We start from the raw sequence: 25,614 nt of genomic DNA, 5'->3' as shown, positions 1-25,614 counted from the left end.
CAAATACTAATTAGTATTTGCGCTTTTAAATTTTACTTTTAAGTTTTCAGGATGAACTGTAAAAGCAAAGTTTTCTTGTATATCAGTAGGCTTTCCTTCTAAGTTAATATCAAATTGTTTACAAATACTAGAAATAGCAGTAGTCATTTCTATTAAAGATAAATGCATTCCAGGGCAAAGTCTTGAACCACCACCAAAAGCTTTAACAGCTTTTGGTGTATGATTTTGATAAGGACATTCAGATTTAATCCATCTGTTAGGTGAAAAACTTTCAGGATTAGTAAAATTCTCTTCTTGCATTGAAGTAAAACTATTTTGTAGAATGATGCTAGTGTCTTTAGCAATGGACAAATTGTTTATAATAACATCTTTATTTGCTTGGAAAAATAATATAGGAGTTGTTGGTTTTAACCTTATAGCTTCTTGAATTACTGCATTTGTATATTTTAGTGAAGCTATTTGGTCATAATTTTCAGGTGTTGAAGAGTTATATACGCTATTAGCTTCATCTCTAATTTTTTGAACAAATTCAGGGTGTTGACCTAAATAGAACAAAGTCCATGCTAAGGTATTAGAAGTAGTATCTTCTCCAGCTAAAAGCATTGCTATTACATTACCATACAATGTTTTTTCATCAAAAACGGTATCTTCTTTTTCACTTTCAATTAATAAAGCTTCTAAAAAATTCGATGGATTATCACGTAATTCTTGATTGTTTTTTAATCTATTCTTTGCATCCTTAATAAAGTCGTAAATAATTTTTTCAATTGATTTAAGTGAACTTTTAAGTTGTTTATCTTTTTTAGAAGGGAAAAATCGCCATATAGGAAAAGGAGCTGTTATTCTATCATTTATCATTGGAAAAATAAGTTCTAAATGATTTTGAAAACTATCTTTCTTATTATTAATTGTATTTAATTTATATCCAAAAGCTATTTCAGTAGTAACATCAATAGTAAAAGCTATGAAATCATTTAAAATTTCAATGGATTGATTTGATGTTGTGTATGTATTTATTTTAGAAAGTAAATTCTGTGTTTTTTCTTGAATAATAGGGTAGTAGCCTTTAATTTTTTTTACATTTAAGGCTTCTGTAACTGGCTTACGTTGTTTTTTCCAATGCTCACCTTCAGCATTAAAAACTGTATGAAACCCCATTTCAACAAAAACTTCATCAATTTTAGAAAGACGTCTGAAGTTTTCAGGTCTCTGTTTTAAAACGGTATTATTAACTTCTAAATCAGCAGAGACAAGAACTTTTAGGGGACCTAATTTTATAGTGTAAAGATTACCAAAATCTTTTGCCCATTTTTCTAAAATTCTGTGCTTATTTTTTTTCTTAAAGTCTTTTAAGTTACCTAATAAAAAACTCCCTTTAGGCGTTTTTAAATCATTCAAAGTAGTAATTGACTTGTTAGTTGTTGCCATAATTTATATTAAAAACTAGTACAATATACTATAAAGAAGAGGATGAATACAATTTTTTTAATTTAAATAGAATAAATCATTCAATACGTTATGAAATTAAAAATGTAAATAGGTATTATATTTTAATAGCTGTAGATAGTGATTAAAAAGAAAAGATGAGAAAGTATTTTTTTAAACTAAAAAAAGGCACATATAAATGTACCCTTTCAATCTTTTTAATACCATTAATCTAACCCTTCTAAAAGATTAATATCTATTAATAAACAAAAGTATTACGATTTAGTCTTAGACTATGTAACATTTGTTACATAAGTGCAATAATTAACAATTATTTATGTTTTCTTTAACGAATTGCTTTTAGTATTAACAAACTAAAATATTCTTATTTAAGAAAATAGAATTGTTTTTACTAAATGAATAGTATAATACAGTGAGCGGAAAGTGTAAGTAAAATAAAAGCCTTTTGAAATTTCAAAAGGCTTTTATTTTAGAGATATATTATTTTTGGTTTTCAATCCATTTTCTAGCATTTACAAATGCTTCTAGCCATGGAGATACTTCATCTTGCCTATTTTCAGGATAATTAGCCCAATTCCATTGGAATGTAGAGCGTTCAATATGAGGCATTGTTACCAAGTGTCGTCCAGTTTTATCACACATCATTGCTGTATTATAGTCGGAACCATTTGGATTATTAGGATATCCTTCATATCCGTATTTTGCTACAATATGATAGTTTTCTTCAGCTTCAGGTAAATTGAATTTACCTTCACCATGAGAAATCCATACACCAAGTTCTGACCCTACTAAAGAAGATAGCATCACAGAATTATTTTCTTGAATTTTTACAGAAGTAAATGAACTTTCGTGTTTTTTTGAATCATTATGAATCAATTTACCATGTACTTTATGATCAGGGTTAATTAAATCTAACTCCATCCATAATTGAGCTCCATTACAAATACCAACAGATAAAGTATCTTTTCTACTAAAGAAGTTCTTTAAAGCTGTATTTGCTTTTTCATTATATAAAAATGCTCCAGCCCATCCTTTAGCAGAACCTAAAACATCTGAATTTGAGAAACCACCAACTGCACCTATAAATTGAATACCTTCAAGGTTTTCACGACCAGAAATTAAATCGGTCATATGAATATCTTTAACATCAAAACCTGCAAAATACATAGCATTTGCCATTTCACGTTCAGAGTTAGATCCTTTTTCACGTATAATAGCAGCTATAGGTTTTCTTGTTGTACTATTTTTTAAATCAACAACATCTTCAAGTTTGCCTGTAAAATGTTTAGGGAAAGTGTATTGTAATGGTTGATTTTTATAGTTGTCAAAACGGTTTTTAGCTAAGCCATTAGCAGTTTGCTTATTATCTAATAAATATGATGTTTTATACCAAGTATCTCTTAATTCAGAAATAGATAGAGCAAAAACATCAGTTCCATTTTTAATATTTAATCTATCAGATTCAGTTACTGAACCAATATTAAAGAACTCTATATTATTTTCAGCTAATACTTTTTCTACAGAAGAGTCAATAGATTGAAATACGATACCTGAATTTTCAGAAAATAAAAGTTTAATACTATCATTTTCATTTAAAGATGATACATCTAAATTAGCTCCAATATTAACATTTGCAAAACACAATTCTAACAATGTAGTTATTAAACCACCAGATGCTACATCATGACCTGCAACAATTTTGCCTTCTTTAATTAAATTTTGAATAACATTAAATGTAGATTTAAAGAATTCATTATTAGTAATAGTAGGAGTGGAGTTTCCTATTTTATTAACAACTTGAGCAAATGAACTACCCCCTAATTTAAAAGAGTCTTGAGATAAGTTAATATAGTAAATATTTCCTTTGTTTGGTTTTAAAACAGGTTCAACTACTTTACTAATATCATTACAGTTTGCACCTGCAGAAATTACAACTGTACCTGGAGAAATTACTTCTTCATTAGGGTATTTCTGTTTCATTGATAAAGAATCTTTTCCAGTAGGAACATTAATACCTAAATCAATAGAAAATTCAGAAATTGCTTTTACAGCTTTATATAAACGAGCATCTTCACCTTCATTTTTACAAGGCCACATCCAGTTTGCAGATAATGAAACAGATTGTAAGCCGTCTTTAAGTGGAGCCCAAACTATATTTGTTAAAGCTTCAGCTATTGAATTTTTACTTCCAGCTTCTGGATTTATTAGCCCAGAAATAGGAGAATGACCTATAGAAGTTGCTACTCCTTCTTTACCTTTATAATCTAAGGCCATTACACCAACATTGTTTAAAGGGATTTGCAAAGAACCAACACATTGTTGCTTAGCTACTTTACCACCAACACAACGGTCTACTTTGTTAGTTAACCAATCTTTACAGGCTACAGCTTCTAATTGTAAAACTTGAGTTAAATAAGATTGGAAATTTTCTTTTGAATAATTTAATTCTTCATAATTACGAATAATGGTTTTATCATTCATAATTGTTTTAGGAGAACTACCAAACATGTCTTCTAAAGCTAAATCCATTGGTTTATTACCATTAGTTTTAGATTCAAAAGTAAAACGATCATTACCAGTAACATCACCAACTGTATACATTGGAGAACGTTCGCGATCGGCTATTTTATTTAATGTCTCTATATGTTTTTCAGAAATAACTAATCCCATACGTTCTTGAGACTCATTACCAATAATTTCTTTATTTGATAAGGTAGGGTCACCAACAGGAAGTTTATCTAAATCTATCTTACCTCCAGTATCTTCCACTAATTCAGATAAACAATTTAAATGCCCACCAGCACCATGATCGTGAATTGATACAATAAAGTTCTCATCACTCTCAACCATTCCACGAACAGCATTTGCTGCACGTTTTTGCATTTCAGGATTAGAACGTTGTACGGCGTTTAATTCTATTCCTGAAGCAAATTCACCAGTATCAGCAGAAGAAACAGCTGCTCCTCCCATACCTATACGGTAATTTTCACCACCAAGAATAACTATTTTATCACCTTCTTTAGGAGTGTCTTTTAATGCTTGCTCATTTTTTCCATATCCAATACCTCCAGCTTGCATAATAACTTTATCAAACCCTAATTTTCGAGCTTCTTCTTCATGTTCGAAAGTTAATACTGAACCACAAATTAATGGTTGCCCAAATTTATTTCCAAAGTCAGAAGCACCATTAGATGCTTTGATTAAAATATCCATTGGAGTTTGATATAACCATTTACGCTCATCCATTGCTTGCTCCCATGGACGATTTTCTTCTAAACGAGAATAAGAAGTCATATAAACAGCAGTTCCTGCTAAAGGTAAAGATCCTTTTCCTCCGGCTAATCTATCTCTAATTTCACCACCAGCTCCGGTTGCAGCGCCGTTAAATGGCTCAACAGTAGTAGGGAAGTTATGAGTTTCAGCTTTTAATGAAATTACAGAATCGAATTCTGATGTTTCATAAAAATCTGGTTTGTCAGCACTTTTAGGAGCGAATTGTTCAACTTTAGGCCCTTTTACAAATGCTACATTATCTTTATATGCTGAAACAATGTCATTAGGATGTTGCTTTGATGTTTCTTTAATTAACTTAAATAAAGAAGTAGGCATCTCTTCTCCATCAATAACAAAAGTACCATTGAATATTTTATGACGACAGTGTTCTGAATTTACTTGCGAAAATCCGAAAACCTCAGAATCAGTTAATTTCCTTCCTATTTTAACAGCAACACCTTCTAAGTACTCAACTTCTTCAGAACTTAAAGCTAAACCTTCTTGTTTATTATAGGCATTAATATCTTCGATTTCTATTATTGGTTCTGGTTGAATATCAATAGTAAAGGTTTCTTGATGTAAACCATTAAACTTTTGAGAAATCATAGGGTCAAAATCTGAAAAATCAGGAGAAACAGCTTCAAATTCTTCTATTCTTAATATCCCAGTTATCCCCATATTTTGAGTGATTTCAACAGCATTAGTACTCCAAGGAGTAATCATAGCTGCTCTTGGACCAACAAAAAAGGCGTCAAGAGACGCCGTGTTTATTTTAGATTGGTTGCCAAATAACCAAGTAAGTTTTGAAGTTGTTTCTGTAGTTAATTCTTCTGTTGTTTGAACAGCAAATATTTTACCGTTTACGTTTCCAAAGAAATGAATCATTATCTAGTTGTATTTGTGTGTGTGTTTAAAGGGCGTAAATTTACTTTTTTTAACTGAATTAAGCACATAAAAAAAGCAGTAAAATTTTACTGCTTTAAATCTGTTTTTTCAGGTATTCTATTTCTTTCTATCTTACCTTTTTTAAGGGCTTTATAATTTTCGTAACAATTTAAAACAGCTTCAATTAATTGTAAATCACTTGCTTTTTTTATAAAATACTCAGAATAATCACAGTCAGAAAGTAATTTATTTAACTCTGATCGATCCATCTCTAAGTATTCCATCATTACTTCTCTATCAAATTTCCCAGCTAACATTTTACGTAAGCCATCTTCTTTTTTAAGTTTTTGAAGCTTTTTTAATTGTTTAGGTTTTTTTCCAAATAAATTATAAACTAGATCTACTGGGTTTAATAATTTTGCTAACGGAGAGCTTATTTTTTTAGGACGACCAACTTCATAGGTTTGTGATATTCCATTAATGTGTATTCTTGTAAATTTATCTTTCGGAACTTGTTTAACATCTACTTCTAAAACTCCAATTAGTTTAGTAGATTTTATAACTATTTCTTTTACTTCCTCAGCTTTTTCAGTTAATGAAATAATCACTTCATTCCCTTTTAATAAGTCATTAGTAACTTTTAGCTTTATAGATGAGTACCCTAAAAATGAAACTAAAACAGTGTCATTTGCTTTAGCCGTAAGTTCAAATAAACCTTTCTCATTTGTAATTGTACCAATTACTGTATTAAGATTTAAAATATGTGCGGCACTTAATGATTTTTTCGACTCACTATCTATAATTTGCCCTTTTAGTTTATCGTTAGGAGTATTTTGAGCTATTGCTATAAATGATAAAAACAATAAGGATAATGTAATAAAATGTCTTTTTTGCATATTGCGAAAATAAGAATAAATGGAGTTTATAACGTTAATAATCTGTGAAATTGAGACGAGTAGCTGTTTTTTTAATTGAAAAACGTCAAGGGACAAAAATAAATCTAAAAAAGAACTGTTTGATTTAAGAAAATTAAATTTAAAAAAGCATTGATTTTAATATAAAAAGACACCAAATAAATTTTGATGTCTTTTTTATTGTGCACGTAACAAGAGTCGAACTTGCACGTTCTTACGAACACAAGCCCCTCAAGCCTGCGCGTCTACCAATTCCGCCATACGTGCTTAAACTAAAAAAGTTAAGCAAATTGCTTAACTTTTTTGTGACCGGGCTGGGGCTCGAACCCAGGACCCTCTCCTTAAAAGGGAGATGCTCTACCAACTGAGCTACCAGGTCATTGTTTGCTTCTGAAAGCGGTTGCAAATATACAATGGTTTTTTAAATCGCAAAACCTTTTTTTAAGTTTTTTTTACAGATATTTGTAACATATTAATTTTCAATAATCATGAGAATATTTTTTTTAGGTTATATGGCTAGTGGAAAGTCTACCATAGGTAAAATAGTGGCAAAAAAGTACGATTTGCCATTTATTGACTTAGATGATTACATAGAAAAAAAAGAAAATAAAACGGTTTCAGAAATATTTCAAAGTAAGGGAGAAATTTATTTTAGAAAAAAAGAAAATGAATACCTAAAAGAATTAGTAGAAGCAGAAGATAACTTTGTGTTGTCATTAGGTGGGGGCACTCCTTGCTATGGAAATAACATGGACTTAATTACAAAATCAAAAAACACGATTTCTTTTTACTTAAGAGCTAGTATAAGTACTATTATTAACAGGCTGAAAAGTGAGAAAGAGCAAAGACCCTTAGTTGCAAACCTTAAAAATGATGATCTTAATGAGTTTGTAGCAAAACATTTATTTGAACGTAGTTATTTTTATAACCAAGCAAAACACACTATAGCTATTGATACTAAAGAAATAGATGAAATATGTAACGAAATCTATAGCTTATTAACTTAAATAAGCTATAGTTTCATTGTCCTTAAATTCAACAACAACATGTTCTTTTATTGAAGTTGATAATGATATTCCTTTAAAATCTGCTTTAACTGGGTATTTTTTATGATTTCTATTCACCAAAACTGCAGTTTTAAATCTTTTAAGTGGAACTTGTAAAAAATGATTTACACCATAAATTAAAGTAGTACCAGAGTTTAAAACATCATCAACTAATACTAATGCTTTATTTTTATATTCATTAGATGTTAAAGAAGTAGTAACTGAATTAATAGGTTTCTTTTTATTAATAGAAACTTCACATAATAACACTTCAATAGACGAAATTTTTGATAACGCAGTAGCTAGTTTTTTAGCAAAAAGAAATCCGTTTAGTGTAATTCCAGCAATAACTATTTCTTTTTCATTACTATTACTCTCATATATTTGATAAGCAATTCTTTTTATTTTTTGTTCAATTTGAACATTATTAAGTATAATATTATTTTTTGTTTCCATTTTTTATTTTTTATAAAAACTACTATTATTCATTACCATCGTTATAATCGTCAATATCTCTTCGATCTTTTTTTGTTGGTCGACCAGTACCTTTTTTTCTATAATAATCTTTAGCGTATTTCAAGAGTTCAGTTTTTTCAAATTCTTCTTTTGGAGTTAAATCTTTACGGTATAAATCAACTAATTTAGCACCAACTCTACTTGGAGGAATGTCTAAAACCTTAATTTTATAGTTAATTTGATTTTTTCTTACCACTATTTCTTCATTTCCAAATATTTCTTTAGATGGTTTTAAATTAGTACCATTTATTTTTATATGCCCTTTTTTACAAGCATCTGTGGCTATACTACGTGTTTTAAAAAATCTAATACACCACAAATATTTATCAATTCTCATATAAAAAGTTAAAAATTATTAATTCATTTTTTACAAAGGTATAAAAATGGTAAATTGCGCATCAAAATTCTTAAGATTAAATGATAAAAATTAAATATTTTTTTTACATACTTGTAGCTAGTATTGTATTATATTCATGTGGAGATAGTGGTTCTAGTGTTGAAGTCTTTGATCATGCAGCACAAGAGAAGATGGATAATGACACAATAGTAAAGTTTTTGAAAAACAATTATTATAATGTAACTACTGATGCTGTAGAACCTTTAAAGTCTGGAGAAACAGCACTTTTTGATGATTCTAAGTTAGTAACAAAAGAGATAAAAGAGAATGATATAAATTATAAATTATATTATTATGTAATTACTGTTGGTGATGGTACTCCTGTATATAACAGTGCTGGAAACTTACTTAGAAAAAAAGGTTTTCCAACAATCATGGACTCAGTTTACTCTAGATATAAAGGAAGAAGAATATTAGGAGAGAAAACTTTAGGTAGTGAATTCGATAACAATACAACATGGTTTTCACTAGCTAACGTAATAACTGGATGGACTCATAGTTTTCCGAGTTTTAAAGGTGGTGAAAATAAAACTGTAGTTAATGGACCAATAACATATGATAAAGGAGGTAAAGGAATTTTATTTATCCCTTCAGGGTTAGCATATAGAAACATAAGTAGACCAGGAATTCCAGCAAATTCAGTTTTATTATTTTATATTGAACTATGGGATACTGTAGAAAATACTGATCAAGATAATGACACTGTTGCTTCTATTTTTGAAGATCCAGATGGAGATGGAAATCCAAAAAATGATGATACGGATAAGGATGGAGTAGCTAATTATTTAGATGTAGATGATGATGGTGATGGTATTTTAACTAAATATGAAGATAAAAATAAGGATGGTGATCCTAGAAATGATTTTAGTGATCCAAATAATCCTACAATACCAGATTATTTAAATAGAAGTATACGATACTCTAAAGAATAAAAAATAAAAAACTCATCTGATTCAGATGAGTTTTTTTTTATGAAAATTTATAATTTTAATAAGTATATTAAGTAGTGATACAGAAAAAATAAACATAAAAGTACATTTATTCGTATATTTGCAAAAGCAGATTCGTAGTTTACCCAAGAAAACAACATTCTTTAGTATTAAAAAGTTAATATATCTTTTTATCAATATCAACTACAAAAGAACTCTAAACTAAGCATTTATAGCTTGTCAAAACAAAATAAATAACTTTAAAAAAGTACTACTTATAGTCTGTTTTTAATGTTGTTTAAACAAATAAGTAGTACAGAAATTTAATTTAAAAATAATAAATGGCAAAATCGCAACAGACATTTAACAAAGCTGAAAAAGAAAAGAAACGTTTAAAAAAACGAGAAGATAAGAGAAAGAAGATGGAAGCTCGAAAAGCTGAAGCTAAGGAGAGTGACAAAAAAGGAATTGAATTTGCCTATGTAGATATTTATGGTAATCTTACAGATACACCACCAGATCCTGCACAAAGGGTTCAAGTTGATGCAGAAAGCATACAAATTAGCATACCTAAAACATTAGATATTGATAAAGAAGATATTGATCCTGTTAGAAAAGGAAAAGTATCATTTTTTGATTCATCTAAAGGTTTTGGATTTATTATAGATTCATTAGATCAGCAAAAATATTTTACGCACGTTAGTGGTTTAATTGATGAAATAACTGAAAATGATAAAGTTTCTTTCGAATTAGAAAAAGGTATGAAAGGAATGAATGCTGTTCGCGTTAAAAAAATATAAGCTCTAAAATTATACAAAACAACATTACACTTTTACAATATTTTTTGTAAAAGTTTTGTTGTTTATAATTGTTAATATGTAAAAAAATAAGTGATAAATTAGTAATATCAAGTTTATATATTTGATACTAACAATTATAATAATGGCTTTTTCATCACTTTTTTTATTCTTTTTTGGAGCTATAGGTGTTTTTAACAGCTTTTTTGTTAGCTTATATTTTATTTTCTATAAAAAATCAAAGAGATTATCTAATAAGTTATTTGGATTTTTTCTTTTTTTCTTAAGTGAACGGGCTTTTCGTTCATTAATTTATTTTTTTAGTGATATAACTCCAAATGCATATTCTAAATTTGGGCCCGTTTCTTTTCTTTTTATTGGTCCTTTTTTATTCTTATATGTTCTATCAATTACCAATAGAGAAAATAAGATACTTTCATTTTGGAAGCACCATATTTTATTTTGGGTTGCTGTTGCTATTATAATGCATATTGTATATCCATTTAGAACGGATCCAATTTTTTATAAAAAATATATTTTAAAGGGAATAAATATTCAATGGTTAATTTATTTATTACTCTCAATTAAAGTAGTTTATTTAACTATAAAAAATAGTGAATTTGGAAAAGAAAAAATCACTGTTAAAAATTGGTGGTTATCTTTATTATTAACCTCAATATTTCTTTTATGGTGTATTTATTTTTGGATTAGTTTCACCTATTTTGTGGTAGGTTCAATTGTTTTTTCAGCTATTTTTTACTCTTTTTTTATTTTCTTTTTGTTTAAAAAGAAAGAAAGGGAACAGGTTTTTTACATTGAAAAGAAATACTTGAATAAAAAAATGGATAGCTTAATAACTAATCCATTGATAGTTCAACTTAAGGAATTCATGGATGCTAAAAAACCTTTTAAAAATCCTAATTTAAAATCTTCTGATATCGCAAATGAACTTTCTATTTCTACACATCAATTATCACAGCTTTTGAATGATAGTATAGGGAAAAGTTTTTCAAATTTTGTGAATGAATACAGAGTCGAAGAAGCAAAACAAATAATTAGCTCTAATACTAAGTATACTTTAGATGCAATAGGAAAAGAATCAGGATTCAATTCTAAATCAACATTTTATACTTATTTCAAACGAGTAGTTGGAGTTACACCATCAAAATATAGAGAACAATTATAAGTTCATATTTATAATTTTGAACAAATACGATGAGTATTCTTATTTAATTATTTTCAAAACTTATGTTTTTTTGTTTTTGAATTTAAACAATATTACAAATGAAAAAGCCTATTAGAGTACTTACAAAATTGTTATTAATAACAGTTTTTATAATTAGTTGTAATTCTAAAACTGAACAAAAGAAATCTATAGCAGAAGCAATTTCAGTTTTACCTAATGCTACAATTAAAGAAACAATAGCATATTATTATAAGCTCAAAGAAGAATATCCAACTAAATATAATTTTGAAAAAGAAAATGAGTTAAATACACTTGGTTATCAATATTTAAGTAATGGAAAAGTAAGTGAGGCTATCGAAATATTTAAATTATTAGTTAGAGAGTTCCCTAAATCTTCTAATCCTTATGATAGTTTAGGTGAGGCATACAAAACTGCTGGTAATAATGAATTAGCTATAAAAAATTATGAAAAATCTTTAGCGTTAAATTCAAAAAACATTAATGCTGAAGATATTATTAATAAACTAAAATATAGTAAATACGATGCTACTCGTTTTGGTAAAAAATATAAAATTAAAGAGTATAAAGATGATTTAGACGAACTTGGTCGCAGATTATCAGAAGTTAATCCGAATGTTTATAAATTCATCAGTAAAAAAGATTTTTGGAGTGCTATTGAATCGAAAAAAGAACTGATAACTGAAAGTACTACTTTTAGTGATTTTCTTTGGTATTGTAGTGAAATAATAGCTAATATTAATTGTAGTCATACTTCTATGGGATACTTTAATCAAGAAAGAAAATTAATTCCTATTGAATTACGATTTCCACTTGAAGTTAAAATGATTAATAATAAATTATATGTTTCAAATTCACTAATTAATAAAGAAAAAGTAAACTTAAAAGATGAAATTGTTGCTATTAATGGTAAGTCGATTGAAGTTATTAAGCTAGAAATTTTCAAGCATATTTCATCGCAAGGAAATATTGAAACGTATAAAAAAAACTTTTTAAATGCACATTCAACATCAATAATACCTTATGCATTAGGTTTCCCTAAGTCCTATAACATTTTATTAAAAGGAGCTTCAAATTCAATAAAACTATCTCCTTTAAAAAAATATCAAAATAATTTTCAAAAACTGCCTAATTATTTATGTCAAGAAACTTTATGTTTTAACTATTCAAAAGATAAAAAAACTGCCTTCATAACAATTAGAAGTTTTGCCTATTATGGAAAACGGTTTAAAAAGTTTAAAGCATTTATAGACAATAGCTTTGATTCCATGGCCAAAATGAATATTCAGAATTTAGTAATTGATATAAGAGGTAATGGAGGAGGTCCTTCTGATGCAGGTATTTATTTATTAAAATACTTGTCTCAAACTCCTTTTACATATTTCTCTAGTTCTCAATTTTCTGAAAGTTTAGATGAAATTCAACCCTTTAGTAATAATTTTAAAGGTACTACTTACATTACTATGGATGGTAACGGAGGGTCTACAACTGGGCATTTTATGTCATTAGTAAAATACTTGAAATTAGCTACATTAATAGGAGAGGAGCTAGGCTCTAATCAGTTTTGCACTGGTGGTCAAAAGAGACTACGTTTACCTAATACAGGTGTTATTTATAATGTTGCAAGAAATACTTATATAACTACGGCTACATCTTTTCCTATAGATAGAGGTATTATGCCTGATTATGAAGTTACGCAATCAATAGATGATTATTTAAACAATATTGATACTGTAATGGAATATACATTAAGCTTACTAAGAAAGAAGGATAAATAATACTAGTTTTTTTTATTAAAAACCACCAACAAAATAATTTGTTGGTGGTTTATTAAAACAAAATTGTTATTTAAAAGTGTATTAGGATGTTCTTATAATGATGAAGTATTAAACTCATTGACAATAAATTCTTTTACTATCTTTTTTATATCATTTGGGCAATCTTCGTTTGGGTAAACAACCTTAACTATTTTCTGATTAATTACAGTATGGTTCCATTCAATTAACCTTTTTAATTTCCTGTCCTTTATATAGTAATTTTTTTCTGCTAAATAATCTTGAACTTTAACTTCTAATGAATTTACAATATTGTCTAGTTCTTTAATTTTAAAAATATTATTCAATGTCATTCTACTGCATGGTATTATATTAAAAAACAATGTTAATCACCTGATATATGGAGTTATAACAAAAGTATTAGATGTTTTTTTTAATAAAAATACCTAGAATCCCTATTTAAAGTATAGGGTAATCCCTTAGAAGTATCAGTAAATGGTAGAGTATTGACTCAAAGTTATTTTTTCTAATTTTCTTCGCTTTTAAAAAGAAACCCTAACCCTAAACGTCCTAAAAATTTCTTTTCAAACTCCCAGAAAAACTTGAATTGTCCAAACAACCATCCAACAATAGGTAAAGTAGTTTGGTATATCGGAAAAATTAGTAAAATACGTAAAGGCCAATATATCCAAGGAGATATAGTTTCAGGTGACAAACCTAAATAAGCGGTAATAGGTTTAGCAACCCAAGCAGCAAATGAACCATTAATAGCGAAAACAATAAAAATAGCAATTACATCCCAATTACTACTAATACCCCAGCGTTGTTTTAATTTTTCCATGAGGGCAAAAATATATAAAACTCAAAAGGCAAACAAATGTTCATCTTTAAACTTATTAATATTTTGTATCAGTAACTATTTATACTAAAAAGAAGGTTTTTAATTAAAAAAAGAGAGGTATGATTTTTATCATGTTTTACAGGAGTTTTTATATTGAAATTTGTTAAAGAAATGTAAAAATGAACATCATGAAAATAAATAAATATTTAAGTAGCATATTATTACTATTTATAACAACACTATCATACTCACAACTAAAAATAGATGCAGAGTTACGACCTCGTGCAGAATACAGACATGGATTTAAAACATTATTTCCTAATGATGCAAATGCAGCCATGTTTGTGTCGCAAAGAACAAGATTGAATACCTCTTTTTCTATGGATAAACTAAATTTTTACATTAGTTTTCAGGATGTAAGAGTTTGGGGTGACGTTCCTCAATTAAACATAGCAGATGCCAATGGTTTAAGTTTACAACAAGCTTGGGCAGAAATATTGTTAGATCGAAATTTTTCATTAAAGTTAGGACGTCAAGAAGTAGTTTATGATGATAGTAGAATATTTGGTAATGTAAATTGGGCTCAACAAGCACGTAGTCATGATATGGCGTTGTTAAAATATAAAAAAAATGATTTCAGAATAGACGTTGGTTTAGCTTTTAATCAGTCAAAAGAAGGTTTAGTAGGTACTAATTTAACAACTCCTAAAACATATAAAGCAATGCAATTTGCTTGGTTTCATAAAGAATGGAACAATTTTTCAGGAAGCTTTTTATTTTTAAACAATGGTTTGCAATCATCTACAGGTCTTAAATATAGTCAAACTATAGGAACACATATAAAAACTAAAGTTTATGGATTAGATATTGTTTCTAATTTATATTACCAATTTGGTAATGATATATTGAATAGAGACTTAAGCGCTTATTTATTAGGGTTAGAAGCTAATTATAAAGCAACAGACAAGATCAAACTAGGTTTAGGTATGGAATTATTAAGTGGTAATGATTATAATACTCCTGATAATAAGAACTACGCATTCACTCCTTTTTATGGAACTAATCATAAGTTTAATGGACTTATGGATTATTTCTATGTTGGTAATCATGCTAACAATGTAGGGTTATTAGATGTATATATGAAAGTAAACTATAAATTAAACCCAAAATCTAGTTTAACAACGTTTATTCATAATTTTTCTGCTGCAGCAGATATTAATACTACAGTTTCTAAGCAATTAGGTACAGAGTTAGATATAGTATATGGATATAAGTTTACTAAAGAGATAGGTATCAAAGCAGGTTATTCACATATGTTTCCTACTGAAGGGATGGAAATATTAAAAGGAAATAATGACAATAATACTAATAATTGGGGTTGGGTTATGGTAACCATTAAACCAACATTATTTTCATCAAAAAAATAAAAATGGCAACATTAAAAGAAAAAACTGTTGCTGAATATGTTACTGAAAATATAAAAACGGCTCATATTTTTAAAAAACATGGAATTGATTTTTGTTGTGGAGGAAATATTTCAATTGAAAAAGCCTGCTTGAAGAATAATGTAAATCAATTAATTTTAAAAAAAGAACTTTCTGAAGTAGATATAGTAAAAGATATTATAGAAGATTATGATAAATGGGAATTAGATTTTTTAATGATTTATATTGAAAATGTACATCACACTTATATAAAAGAAAATTTGCCATTGATATCACAGTATGCAAATAAGGTAGCTAAAGTTCATGGACATCATTACATAGAAGTAACAGAAGTAAATATGCTTTTTCATGAAGTAGCAAATGAATTAATAGGGCATTTACAAAAAGAGGAACAAATATTATTTCCGTTTATAAAGCAATTAGTTATTGCTAAAAAAGAAGGAAGTAATACAGTTACTCCACCATTTGGGACTGTAAATAATCCAATACAAATGATGGAGCATGAGCATGAAAATGCGAGAAATGTTTTTAAACAAATAGCAAAGCTTACAAATAATTACATGCCACCAGAAGGAGTTTGTAATACATTTAAGGCTTTATATGCTAAATTAGACGAGTTTGAACAAGATTTGCATAAACATATACACTTAGAAAACAATATTTTGCATTCAAAAGCACTCAAACTAGAACAAGAAATTAATAGACAAGTATAATTATTTAAACAATTATTATAAAATTTAATAGTACCCTATCTTAAAAGAACAAAATGATCTTTTACAGATAGGGTTTGTTGTTCTTGTACTAAGCAATCTAAAAATGAGCTAAATTAATTGATAATCAACTCTTAAGTTATTTATAATAAAACTAAACTACTCATGTATGACAATAAAAAAAAATTCAATGTATTGTTTATCAGTGTTTTACTATATGTTTAATTGATTCTAGATTTTTGCTTTTTTATCACATGATATTTATCATGTTTAAACTTCAATTAAAAAGACAAATTTGTGTACAGTTTAATTTAAAACTAGTCTCTTATGCCAATTAAAAGCTATTTAGTACATCCTTATACAGGAAAAAAGAAAGAGCTTATTACAGCTATTTCATCAATAACAGAATGTGAAATTTTTCCAGCAGAAAATAAAGATCTTTTAGTTTTGGTTACAGAAACAGAAGATGAAATACAAGAAACAATTTTAAAAGAAAAATTGGATGCTATTGCTAGTTTAAAATTGTTAGCAATGGTTTCAGGATTTAATACACCAATAAAGAATTAATATATGGATACATCAACAACAAACAGAAGAAGCTTTATTAAAAAAATGGCAATGCTATCTGCAATGACAGCGGCAGCAACTATGTTTCCAGGTATATTATTTGCAAAAGATCAAGAAGCTGGAATTCCTGAAGGTAATTTTGATTGGAAAAAAGGACCATGTAGATTTTGTGGTGTTGGCTGTGGTATTTTAGTAGGAGTTGAAAATGGTAAAGCAATTGCAGTTAAAGGTGATCCAAATTCTTCAGTAAATAAAGGATTACTTTGTGTAAAAGGGTACCATCAAACCATGTGTATACAATCAAAAGATAGGTTAACACATGCTTTGGTTAAAAAGAATGGAAAGTACGTAAAAACACCAATAAATGAAGCATTAGACATAGTAGCTAATAAAATGAAAGCGACTATTAAAGAACATGGAAAAGATGCGGTTGCTATGTATACATCAGGGCAATCGACGATTCCTGAAGGGTATATAGCTTCTAAATTTATGAAGGGTGCCATTGGTACTAATAATTTAGATTGCAATGCTCGTTTGTGTATGGCTAGTGCTGTAGCAGGTTTTTTAACAACATTTGGAGCTGATGAACCAATGGGATGCTATGAAGATTTTGATCATGCCGATTACTATATTACTTGGGGAAATAATATGGCTGAAATGCATCCTGTTTTATTTTCTAGAATGTTAGAAGAAAAAAATAGAAGAGGAGCAAAAATTATAGATTTTGCCACTAGAACAACTCGATCTAGTATGGCAGCAAATAAATCTATTTTATTTGAACCTCAAACAGACTTAGCCGTTGGTAATGCAATTTGTTATGAAATAATTAATAATGGTTGGGTTAATAATTCATTTATTGAAAAGTACTGTAGTTTTAGTAAAGGACTTACTAAAATGGGCTATGGTTTAGAGGATAAATATAAATTTAAAGATAAGCCTACAAAAATTAATTTTGAAGAGTATAAAGCCTTTTTAGAAGACTATTCCCCTGAAAAAGTATCAAAACTTACAAAGGTTTCTGTTAAAGACATTAAATATTTAGCAGCTATATATGGTGATCCAAACAAAAAAGTAATGTCACTTTGGTGCATGGGTGTAAATCAACATACCAGAGGTACATGGATGAATAATATCATTTATAATATTCACTTATTAACAGGAAAAATTTCACAACCTGGTAATAGTCCTTTCTCATTAACAGGGCAGCCTTCTGCATGTGGAACAGCTCGTGAGGTAGGAACATTTACTCATAAACTACCTAAAGGGGTTGTAATGAACCCTAAGCATAGAGCAAAAGCAGCTAAAATTTGGAAAGTTCCAGTTGAAAGAATTCCTTCGAAACCAACATATCATGCTACTGAAATGTTTAGAGCTGTTGATAGAGGAGATATTAAGTTTATTTGGACTCAAGCTGTAAATCCGTTAGTATCCTTACCAAGAACAAGTAGATTTCGTCCAGGAATGGAAAAAGAATCGTGCTTTGTGGTAGTTTCTGATGTATTTCCAACACCAACCTCAGATGTTGCTGATGTCATTTTACCAGCATCTTGGCATATAGAAAAATCTGGATTATACGGTAATTCTGAAAGAAGAACCCAACACTGGAACAAAATGGTGGAAGGACCTGGTGAAACAACACCTGATGCATGGATGTTTATTGAAGTTGCTAAGCGTATGGGCTATGGAGATTTGTTTCCATATTCTAAAGAAAACCATGTAGAAGAAATTTATAATGAATATCGTCAGTTTCATGCTGGTAAAAAGCACAATATGGCACCTTTAGAAGTGTTAAAAAAAGAATCTGGAGCTATTTGGCCTTATGTAGATGGAAAATCAACACAATGGCGTTTTAATGCAAAGTATGATCCAGCTTGTTCTAATGGGGAAGATTTTCATTTTTATGGAAAACCAGATGGAAAAGCGGTTATTTGGCAACGACCTTATGAACCAGCACCAGAAGTTCCTGATAATGAATATCCGTTTTGGTTAAACACAGGTCGTGTTATTGAACATTGGCATACAGGCTCTATGACTAGAAGAATACCTGTTTTACATAAAGCTATGCCAAATGCTTATGTAGAGTTTCATCCTGACGATGCTAAACGATTAAACATAAGAAAAGGTGAAAAAGTAAAAGTAAGCTCACGAAGAGGTTCATGTATTTTACCTGCTTCAATTAATGAGAGAGGTTTACCTACAAAAGGACAAGTATTTGTGCCTTTCTTTGATGAAAACATGTTAATCAATGATGTAACCTTAGATGCATTTTGCCCTATATCAAAAGAGCCAGATTATAAAAAATGTGCTGTTAAAGTAGAAAAAGCATAAGGTATGAGAAAGCGATTAGGTATTATATCATTATTTATAATTCTATTTATATCATTTATTGTTATATGGAATTATAGTTATCAAACTGGTAAGGAAGAAGCATACATTCCTGTAAAGGATAAAAAAGAAATAGTAAAAATTCCTTCAGAAGCAGGAGTTTTTAAGCGGTCTAAACATGCTATAGACTATGTTAACATACCAGTAGATGAGACCCATCAAAGAAGTTTAAAAAACTATTATGATAATAGAGCCTATCATGGTGCTCCACCAAGTATTCCACATCCTATAGATGAAAAGCAGAATATTGGAGATGGTAGTTGTTTAAAATGCCATGAAAATGGAGGTTTTGTTGAGAAATTTAAAGCCTATACACCTGTAACACCACATCCTGAATTGGTGAACTGTAAACAATGTCATGTAGAACAAAAAAAGCAAACTTTATTTAAAGCTGGAAATTATGCAAATGTTAATGCGCCTAAAGTAGGGGTAAACAATGTATTACTTACAAGTCCGCCAACTATTCCACATCAAATACAATTAAGAGAAAATTGTTTGGCTTGTCATGCAGGACCAAGTGCTCCGAAAGAAATTAGAGTTACACACCCTGAACGTGTAAATTGTCGTCAATGTCATGTACCAAATGACAAAGTAACTGAAGAAATAGGAACATTTATAAGAAACATTAAAACAAATGAATAAGTATCAAACTACATATTTAATAGGCTTTTCTTTATTAATTGTTTTGTTAATTTCTTCATGTAAGCATCATAAAGAAGATGAATATCATAGTATTACAGATAAAATAAAAGCGAAAAGTAAAAACTATAAAGGAACTTCAATTACCTCAGAGAAATATACTGACCATATTAAAACTATAGAAATTTCTGCAGACGGGCTTAAATTTTTAATTCCAGATAGAAAGGGGAAAATTAAATCATATGCATGTACTGAATGTCATACCAAACCATTAAAAGAGATGCAAAGTGCTGACATAAAAAAAGCACACTGGAATATAAAATTGAATCATGCCAATCAAGAAACAATGAATTGTAACACTTGTCATAACGGAAAAGATATGGACAATTTAAAGAGTTTAACAGGGCATACTATTGATTTTAATAAGAGTTTTAAATTATGTAGCCAATGCCACCAAAAAGAATATAAAGATTGGACGGGTGGCGCGCATGGTAAGCGTATTGGCGGTTGGGCACCTCCAATAGTTTCTATGACTTGTGTAAATTGTCATAATCCACATTCACCTGGGTTTGATACTAAGTGGCCAGCAAGATTTAATACTGAAAAGACAAAAGAACGTAAATAATTAGGCATGAGCAATAACAATAAAAAATGGTTTTCTCTAAACCTAAATAGTAAACATAAACAAACAACGAACTCAAATTCTTGTGGTTGTGGTAAAACCTCTGTAGGATGTAATTCTAACACTTCAAAAGAAGAATTAAACGAAGAAGAGTTTTTTGATGCAGCCGTAAATGCTTCTATTGGAGAAGAAAAGCATAGAGATGGTTTTGAGCAAGTTTTTGATGTTAAAATGGATCGCCGTAGTGCTTTTAAAAAACTAACAGCTAGTTTATTAATTGGAGCAGGAGCAGTATCTTCTTGTACAAGTGTAGTTTCTAGTGATGAATCTAAAGAGAAAGCGCAAATAGACTGGGAAGAGCAATTTAAAGGAAACTATAAATTGATGAAGGATGATGAAAAAAAGGCTACTGTTGATAGATTAGTTCGTTCGTATCAATTACGTACTGGAAAAACAATTAGTATGTCTTCAAAAAATGCAGAAGATGATGTTTTATTTGGATATGCTTTTAATATCTCTAAATGTCAGGGATATATGGATTGTGTAAGTGCTTGTGTTGAAGAAAATAATCAAGATAGAAACTCACAAATGGAATACATCCGTATTCATGAAATAAAAGATGGAAAAGGCTTTAATTTTAATGAAGCTGATGATAATTATTACCATGAAGTTCCTGCGGAAGGCCATTTTTACATGGGTACACAGTGTTTTCATTGTGATAACCCTCCGTGTGTAGAAGTGTGTCCTGTACAAGCAACTTGGCGTGAAAAAGACGGATTGGTAGTTGTAGATTATGATTGGTGTGTTGGTTGTAGGTATTGTATGGCAGCTTGCCCTTATGATGGACGACGTTTTAACTGGAGTAAACCTGAAGTGCCAGAAGAGGAAGTAAACAAAAACCAACACTATTTAGGAAATAGAATGCGTAAAAAAGGAGTGATGGAAAAATGTACTTTTTGTGTACAACGCTCAAGAGCTGGAAAAAACCCAGCATGTGTAGAAGCATGTCCTACAGGAGCCCGTGTATTTGGTAATTTACTTGATCCTAATAGTACCATTCGTTGGGTATTAGAAAATAAAAAAGTATTCAGATTAAAAGAAGATTTAGGTACTGAACCTAAGTTCTGGTATTTTATGGATTAATTGATAGTGCGTTAGGGATTGCAGTGATATCCTTTTTAAAATAGTATCCATAAAAGCAGTTATTACGAGGAAAGTATGACGAAGTAATCTCTTTAAAAGAAAAAAGTACCCGAGCAAATAAAAAGTTACTTGGTTAATACAATGTTTTAAAAAGATTTAACGGAAAGCCCGACCCTTTTGGGAAACGCCTAAAATAATATATATACTAAGAGTTATAATAGAAAATAAAATGAGAAGACTTAAAGTTTTTGGAAGTTTAGTTAAAGACAGTTTAGATGTTATTACTAGTGGTTCTAAGAAATACCATTTATGGATGGCGTTTTTAACATTAATCATGTTAATAGGAATGTACTGTTATTCGATTCAATTAGAACACGGTTTAAGTGTTACTGGTATGACAGATAGAGTAAGTTGGGGTTTATATATTTCAAATTTTACATTTTTAGTAGGTGTTGCTGCTGCTGCTGTTATGTTAGTAATGCCAACGTATGTATTAAAGGATGTAGATTTTAAACAAGCAGTTTTAATAGGAGAGGGGCTTGCTGTAGCTGCACTTATTATGTGTTTAGCATTTGTAGTAGCTGATATGGGAGGACCATCTGTTTTATGGCATATGCTTCCTGTTGTTGGTGTATTTAACTTTCCTAATTCAATGTTAACATGGGATGTTATTGCTCTTAATGGGTATTTATTTATCAATTTAAGTATTCCTTTTTATATCTTATTTAGGCATTATCAAGGAAAGGAATCTAAAAAGAAAGTGTATTTACCAGGTGCAATAATTTCAGTTTTTTGGGCGGTTGGTATTCACTTAGTTACTGCCTTTCTATACCAAGGTTTACAGGCAAAACCTTTTTGGAATACAGCTTTATTAGGACCTCGTTTTTTAGCATCTGCTTTTGCTGCTGGTCCGGCTTTAATTATTTTAGTGTTAGCTATTATTAGAACGTATACCGAATTTAAAATAGAAGATAAAACGATTAAAAAACTAGCTTTAGTAGTTACTGTTGCTGCTCAAATTAACTTAATCATGTTAATTTCTGAATTATTTAAAGAGTTTTATGCACCAACTCACCATAGTGAAAGTGCTTACTATTTATTTTTTGGTTTAGATGGAAAAACGGCATTATTACCGTGGATATGGACAGCTATTACACTAAATGTTATAGCAACAGTATTACTTACGTTTCATAAACTTAGAAACAACTTTAAAGTATTATTTTTTGCTTGTAGTATATTATTTATAGCTATTTGGATTGAAAAAGGGTTTGGTTTAATTGTTCCTGGTTTTATTCCTGGTCCTTATGGTAAGATTGCAGAATATACTCCAACTGGTATTGAAATTGGTGTTACATTAGGTATTTGGGCTATGGGAGCACTTATTTTTACCATGTTAGCACGTACAGCTATCAGCATAGAAATTGGTAAAATGCGTTATAAAAAGAAGTAACACCTATAATTATATTTATAAATTAAAGATATGTCATTGCGAATGAGGAACGAAAGAAGCAATCTCTCTAATAATAGCTGTCAATTAAATTTTTAACACAGCATAAACAGACTGCTTCACTTCATTGCATTTTGTTCGCAGTGACGTTTTTTTTGTCATTACGAAGGAAGGTAACGACTAAAGTAATCTCTCTAATAATAGCTGTCAATTAAATTTTCAATACATAATAAACAGACTACTTCACTTCATTGCTCTACGTTTGCAGTGACGTTTTTTGTCATTACGAAGGAGGAACGACTGAAGTAATCTCTCTAATATTAGTTGCCTATTAAAATTTCAATCCATAATAAACAGACTACTTCACTTCATTGCATTTTGTTCGCAGTGACGTTTTTTGTCATTACGAAGAAGGAACGACTGAAGTAATCTCTCTAATGATAGTTTCCATTTAAATTTTCAATACAGCATAAACAGACTGCCTCACTTCATTACATTTTGTTCGCAGTGACGTTTTTTGTCATTACGAAGGAAGGTAACGACTGAAGTAATCTGTTAATTGGACAGCTTATTTTGTTGTATTTCTATGAAAAAAATAAACTTAAATTGTATAATTTTGTTAGATGGATTTAGCAGCAGATTTTTGGAATAATAAATACAAAAACAATAAAATTGGATGGGATTTAGGTGAAATATCTCCTCCTTTAAAAGCCTATTTTGATCAACTAGATAATAAAGAGCTGAAAATTTTAATTCCTGGAGGTGGAAACTCCTATGAGGCAGAATACCTTTTTAATAAAGGTTTTAAAAATGTGTATGTAATTGACTTGTCAGAAACTGCCATTGAGAACTTAAAAAAAAGAATTCCAAATCTTCCTGAAAAACAATTAATTTTAGGTGATTTTTTTGACCTTGAAATGCAGTTTGACTTGATTATTGAACAAACTTTTTTCTGCGCTATTAATCCAACATTAAGAGCTAAGTACGCTATTAAAATGAAAGATGTTTTAAAAGGTGAAGGAAAGTTAGTGGGGCTATTGTTCGATGCTAAATTAAATGATGATCATCCACCATTTGGAGGAACAAAAAAGGAGTACATTAAGTATTTTGAACCGTTTTTTTCTTTCGAAACTTTTAATGAATGTTACAATTCATATCCTAATAGACAAGGGATGGAGTTATTTATAAAATTCAAGAAAAAATAAGCTGTTAAAAGTTCGTTTTTACCGCTTTTTTATAGCCAAAGTTGTCTAGAATTCACGAATCGATTCGTATTTTTATAGTCTAAAAATTAGATTATGGATGACATGCTCTTTTATGATAGATTGCAGTTTGCATTTACTATCACTTTCCACTATATTTTTCCGCAATTAACCATGGGATTATCGTTATTGATAGTCTATTTTAAAGGTAAATATTTAAGAAATAACATTGAAAAATATAACAATGCTGCTAAATTTTTCATGAAAATTTTTGCTGTAAATTTTACCATGGGAGTCGTAACCGGAATTCCGATGGAATTTCAATTTGGTACTAACTGGGCTAAGTTTTCTGAACTAACAGGTGGTATTATTGGACAAACATTAGCCATGGAAGGAATGTTCTCTTTCTTTTTAGAATCTTCATTTTTAGCCTTATTTATTTTTGGTGAAAAGTTAATGGGTCAAAAACTACACTTTTTAACAGGTTTCTTAGTGTTTTTAGGCTCTTGGGCTAGTGGTTGGTTTATTTTATCTACCAATGCATGGATGCAGCATCCTGTAGGTTATGAGGTGTTAGAAAACGGGAAGTTTGTATTAAAAAACTTCTCAGCGTTATTTACCAACCCTTGGTTGTTACCCGCTTTTTTACATAACCAATTAGCCTCTGTAGTAACATCATCGTTTGTAGTAGCAAGTATAGGTGCTTTTTACGTTTTAAGAAATAAACAATTAGAATATGGAAAATTGTTTTTAAAAACAGGGGTTGTTTTCGGATTGATTTCTAGTGTTCTCTTGGCATTTCCTACTGGAGATTGGAACGCAAAGAATGTAGCAAGGTATCAACCAGCAACTTTTGCAGCAATGGAAGGTATTTTTGAAACGGAAGAAGCAGGAGCAGAGATCGTATTGATTGGTCAGCCAAATATGGTTGAAAAGAAGTTAGACAACAAAATAGCTGTTCCGAACATCCTAAGTTTTTTAACCTATCAAGAATGGAATAAACAAATTCCTGGAATGGATCAATTTAAAGAAGAAGAATTACCTGATAATATTCCTGCATTGTATTATTCGTATCATATAATGGTTGGTTTAGGTACTTTATTTATTGGTATAATGGCATTAGCATTTTTCTTTTTATGGCGAAAAAAATTATACACTTCAAAACGCTTATTATGGACTATCATGTTTTTAGTTCCGTTTCCTTATATCGCTAATATTACAGGGTGGTATACTACCGAGTTAGGCAGGCAGCCGTATTTAGTATATGGTTTATTAAAAACAAGTGATGGTATTTCTCCTACAGTTTCATCTGGTAATACATTATTCACTTTACTTGGTTTTGTTGCTTTATATATGCTGCTAGGCCTCTTGTTTTTAGTTTTAGTAGGAAAAACAATAAATGAAGGTCCAAAACCTCAAACACATTAGATT

Annotated in this window: 22 protein-coding genes and 2 tRNA genes; 15 read left to right on the top strand and 9 right to left on the bottom strand. The window is 29.5% G+C overall.

Annotation, left to right across the window (positions count from 1 at the left end):
• Nucleotides 1-6: 6 nt before the first annotated feature.
• The 5 genes from DS884_RS13910 to DS884_RS13890 all read right to left on the bottom strand — a co-directional run bounded on the left by DS884_RS13910 (nucleotide 7) and on the right by DS884_RS13890 (nucleotide 6,897).
• On the bottom strand, nucleotides 7-1,428 hold the full coding sequence (locus tag DS884_RS13910) for a cytochrome P450 (protein ID WP_113787170.1): 1,422 nt from the start codon (nucleotides 1,426-1,428) through the stop codon (nucleotides 7-9).
• A 498-nt stretch (nucleotides 1,429-1,926) separates the two neighbouring features.
• A complete protein-coding gene (purL, locus tag DS884_RS13905) occupies nucleotides 1,927-5,604 on the bottom strand; it encodes a phosphoribosylformylglycinamidine synthase (RefSeq protein ID WP_113787169.1) in 3,678 nt (1,225 codons plus the stop codon).
• An 86-nt stretch (nucleotides 5,605-5,690) separates the two neighbouring features.
• Nucleotides 5,691-6,500: a carboxypeptidase-like regulatory domain-containing protein gene (locus DS884_RS13900; protein WP_113787168.1), complete on the bottom strand. Its 810-nt coding sequence runs from the start codon at nucleotides 6,498-6,500 to the stop codon at nucleotides 5,691-5,693.
• Between the two features lie 201 nt (nucleotides 6,501-6,701).
• Nucleotides 6,702-6,785 (bottom strand) — tRNA-Leu (locus DS884_RS13895).
• Nucleotides 6,786-6,824: 39 nt separating this feature from the next.
• A tRNA-Lys gene (locus DS884_RS13890) sits at nucleotides 6,825-6,897 on the bottom strand.
• A gap of 109 nt (nucleotides 6,898-7,006) precedes the next feature.
• On the opposite strand from DS884_RS13890, the gene DS884_RS13885 reads away from it, so the two are divergent.
• On the top strand, nucleotides 7,007-7,525 hold the full coding sequence (locus DS884_RS13885) for a shikimate kinase (RefSeq protein ID WP_113787167.1): 519 nt from the start codon (nucleotides 7,007-7,009) through the stop codon (nucleotides 7,523-7,525).
• Here DS884_RS13885 and DS884_RS13880 read toward each other — a convergent pair.
• Nucleotides 7,517-8,020 carry a phosphoribosyltransferase domain-containing protein gene (locus tag DS884_RS13880; RefSeq protein WP_093871215.1) on the bottom strand — a complete coding sequence of 168 codons (504 nt, stop codon included), beginning with the start codon at nucleotides 8,018-8,020 and terminating at the stop codon, nucleotides 7,517-7,519. The genes DS884_RS13885 and DS884_RS13880 overlap by 9 nt on opposite strands.
• A gap of 25 nt (nucleotides 8,021-8,045) precedes the next feature.
• Nucleotides 8,046-8,417 carry an RNA-binding S4 domain-containing protein gene (locus DS884_RS13875; RefSeq protein ID WP_093871214.1) on the bottom strand — a complete coding sequence of 124 codons (372 nt, stop codon included), beginning with the start codon at nucleotides 8,415-8,417 and terminating at the stop codon, nucleotides 8,046-8,048.
• 80 nt (nucleotides 8,418-8,497) lie between these two features.
• Here DS884_RS13875 and DS884_RS13870 point away from each other — a divergent pair, with 80 nt between their 5' ends.
• The 4 genes from DS884_RS13870 to DS884_RS13855 all read left to right on the top strand — a co-directional run bounded on the left by DS884_RS13870 (nucleotide 8,498) and on the right by DS884_RS13855 (nucleotide 13,185).
• A complete protein-coding gene (locus DS884_RS13870; RefSeq protein ID WP_113787166.1) occupies nucleotides 8,498-9,409 on the top strand; it encodes an FKBP-type peptidyl-prolyl cis-trans isomerase in 912 nt (303 codons plus the stop codon).
• A 338-nt stretch (nucleotides 9,410-9,747) separates the two neighbouring features.
• Nucleotides 9,748-10,206, top strand: a complete 459-nt coding sequence (locus DS884_RS13865) for a cold-shock protein (RefSeq protein WP_093871212.1) — start codon at nucleotides 9,748-9,750, stop codon at nucleotides 10,204-10,206.
• 142 nt (nucleotides 10,207-10,348) lie between these two features.
• The gene (locus DS884_RS13860; protein WP_093871211.1) at nucleotides 10,349-11,389 is read left to right on the top strand and encodes a helix-turn-helix domain-containing protein; all 1,041 of its coding nucleotides are present in this window, start codon (nucleotides 10,349-10,351) and stop codon (nucleotides 11,387-11,389) included.
• A gap of 98 nt (nucleotides 11,390-11,487) precedes the next feature.
• Entirely contained in the window at nucleotides 11,488-13,185 is a 1,698-nt protein-coding gene (locus DS884_RS13855) for a S41 family peptidase (RefSeq protein ID WP_113787165.1), read from the top strand.
• 92 nt (nucleotides 13,186-13,277) lie between these two features.
• Here DS884_RS13855 and DS884_RS13850 read toward each other — a convergent pair whose 3' ends face one another.
• Both DS884_RS13850 and DS884_RS13845 read right to left on the bottom strand, forming a co-directional pair.
• Nucleotides 13,278-13,535 (bottom strand): hypothetical protein, encoded by a 258-nt coding sequence (locus DS884_RS13850; protein ID WP_113787164.1) that lies wholly within the window; start codon nucleotides 13,533-13,535, stop codon nucleotides 13,278-13,280.
• A 173-nt stretch (nucleotides 13,536-13,708) separates the two neighbouring features.
• Nucleotides 13,709-14,023 carry a DUF6787 family protein gene (locus tag DS884_RS13845; protein ID WP_093871208.1) on the bottom strand — a complete coding sequence of 105 codons (315 nt, stop codon included), beginning with the start codon at nucleotides 14,021-14,023 and terminating at the stop codon, nucleotides 13,709-13,711.
• A gap of 188 nt (nucleotides 14,024-14,211) precedes the next feature.
• On the opposite strand from DS884_RS13845, the gene DS884_RS13840 reads away from it, so the two are divergent.
• The 10 genes from DS884_RS13840 to DS884_RS13795 all read left to right on the top strand — a co-directional run bounded on the left by DS884_RS13840 (nucleotide 14,212) and on the right by DS884_RS13795 (nucleotide 25,611).
• A complete protein-coding gene (locus DS884_RS13840; RefSeq protein WP_113787163.1) occupies nucleotides 14,212-15,450 on the top strand; it encodes an alginate export family protein in 1,239 nt (412 codons plus the stop codon).
• Between the two features lie 2 nt (nucleotides 15,451-15,452).
• Entirely contained in the window at nucleotides 15,453-16,181 is a 729-nt protein-coding gene (gene ric, locus DS884_RS13835) for an iron-sulfur cluster repair di-iron protein (protein WP_113787162.1), read from the top strand.
• Between the two features lie 324 nt (nucleotides 16,182-16,505).
• Nucleotides 16,506-16,745: a hypothetical protein gene (locus tag DS884_RS13830; protein ID WP_113787161.1), complete on the top strand. Its 240-nt coding sequence runs from the start codon at nucleotides 16,506-16,508 to the stop codon at nucleotides 16,743-16,745.
• A 3-nt stretch (nucleotides 16,746-16,748) separates the two neighbouring features.
• The gene (locus DS884_RS13825; protein ID WP_113787160.1) at nucleotides 16,749-19,073 is read left to right on the top strand and encodes a molybdopterin-dependent oxidoreductase; all 2,325 of its coding nucleotides are present in this window, start codon (nucleotides 16,749-16,751) and stop codon (nucleotides 19,071-19,073) included.
• 3 nt (nucleotides 19,074-19,076) lie between these two features.
• Nucleotides 19,077-19,772, top strand: coding sequence for a multiheme c-type cytochrome (locus DS884_RS13820; RefSeq protein ID WP_113787159.1), 696 nt, complete (start codon nucleotides 19,077-19,079; stop codon nucleotides 19,770-19,772).
• Entirely contained in the window at nucleotides 19,765-20,394 is a 630-nt protein-coding gene (locus DS884_RS13815; RefSeq protein WP_113787158.1) for a cytochrome C, read from the top strand. Before DS884_RS13820 ends, DS884_RS13815 begins: the two co-directional genes overlap by 8 nt.
• Nucleotides 20,395-20,400: 6 nt before the next feature.
• Nucleotides 20,401-21,534 carry a 4Fe-4S dicluster domain-containing protein gene (locus tag DS884_RS13810; RefSeq protein WP_113787157.1) on the top strand — a complete coding sequence of 378 codons (1,134 nt, stop codon included), beginning with the start codon at nucleotides 20,401-20,403 and terminating at the stop codon, nucleotides 21,532-21,534.
• 229 nt (nucleotides 21,535-21,763) lie between these two features.
• Entirely contained in the window at nucleotides 21,764-22,984 is a 1,221-nt protein-coding gene (gene dsrP, locus DS884_RS13805) for a sulfate reduction electron transfer complex DsrMKJOP subunit DsrP (protein ID WP_113787156.1), read from the top strand.
• Between the two features lie 620 nt (nucleotides 22,985-23,604).
• A complete protein-coding gene (locus DS884_RS13800; RefSeq protein ID WP_113787155.1) occupies nucleotides 23,605-24,186 on the top strand; it encodes a methyltransferase domain-containing protein in 582 nt (193 codons plus the stop codon).
• Nucleotides 24,187-24,279: 93 nt separating this feature from the next.
• On the top strand, nucleotides 24,280-25,611 hold the full coding sequence (locus DS884_RS13795; RefSeq protein WP_113787154.1) for a cytochrome ubiquinol oxidase subunit I: 1,332 nt from the start codon (nucleotides 24,280-24,282) through the stop codon (nucleotides 25,609-25,611).
• The last annotated feature ends 3 nt before the right edge of the window (nucleotides 25,612-25,614 follow it).

The sequence above is a fragment of the Tenacibaculum sp. E3R01 genome (genome assembly GCF_003318185.1).
In the GTDB taxonomy this organism is placed as follows: domain Bacteria; phylum Bacteroidota; class Bacteroidia; order Flavobacteriales; family Flavobacteriaceae; genus Polaribacter; species Polaribacter halocynthiae.
This window is presented reverse-complemented; position numbering and strand designations above follow the sequence as displayed.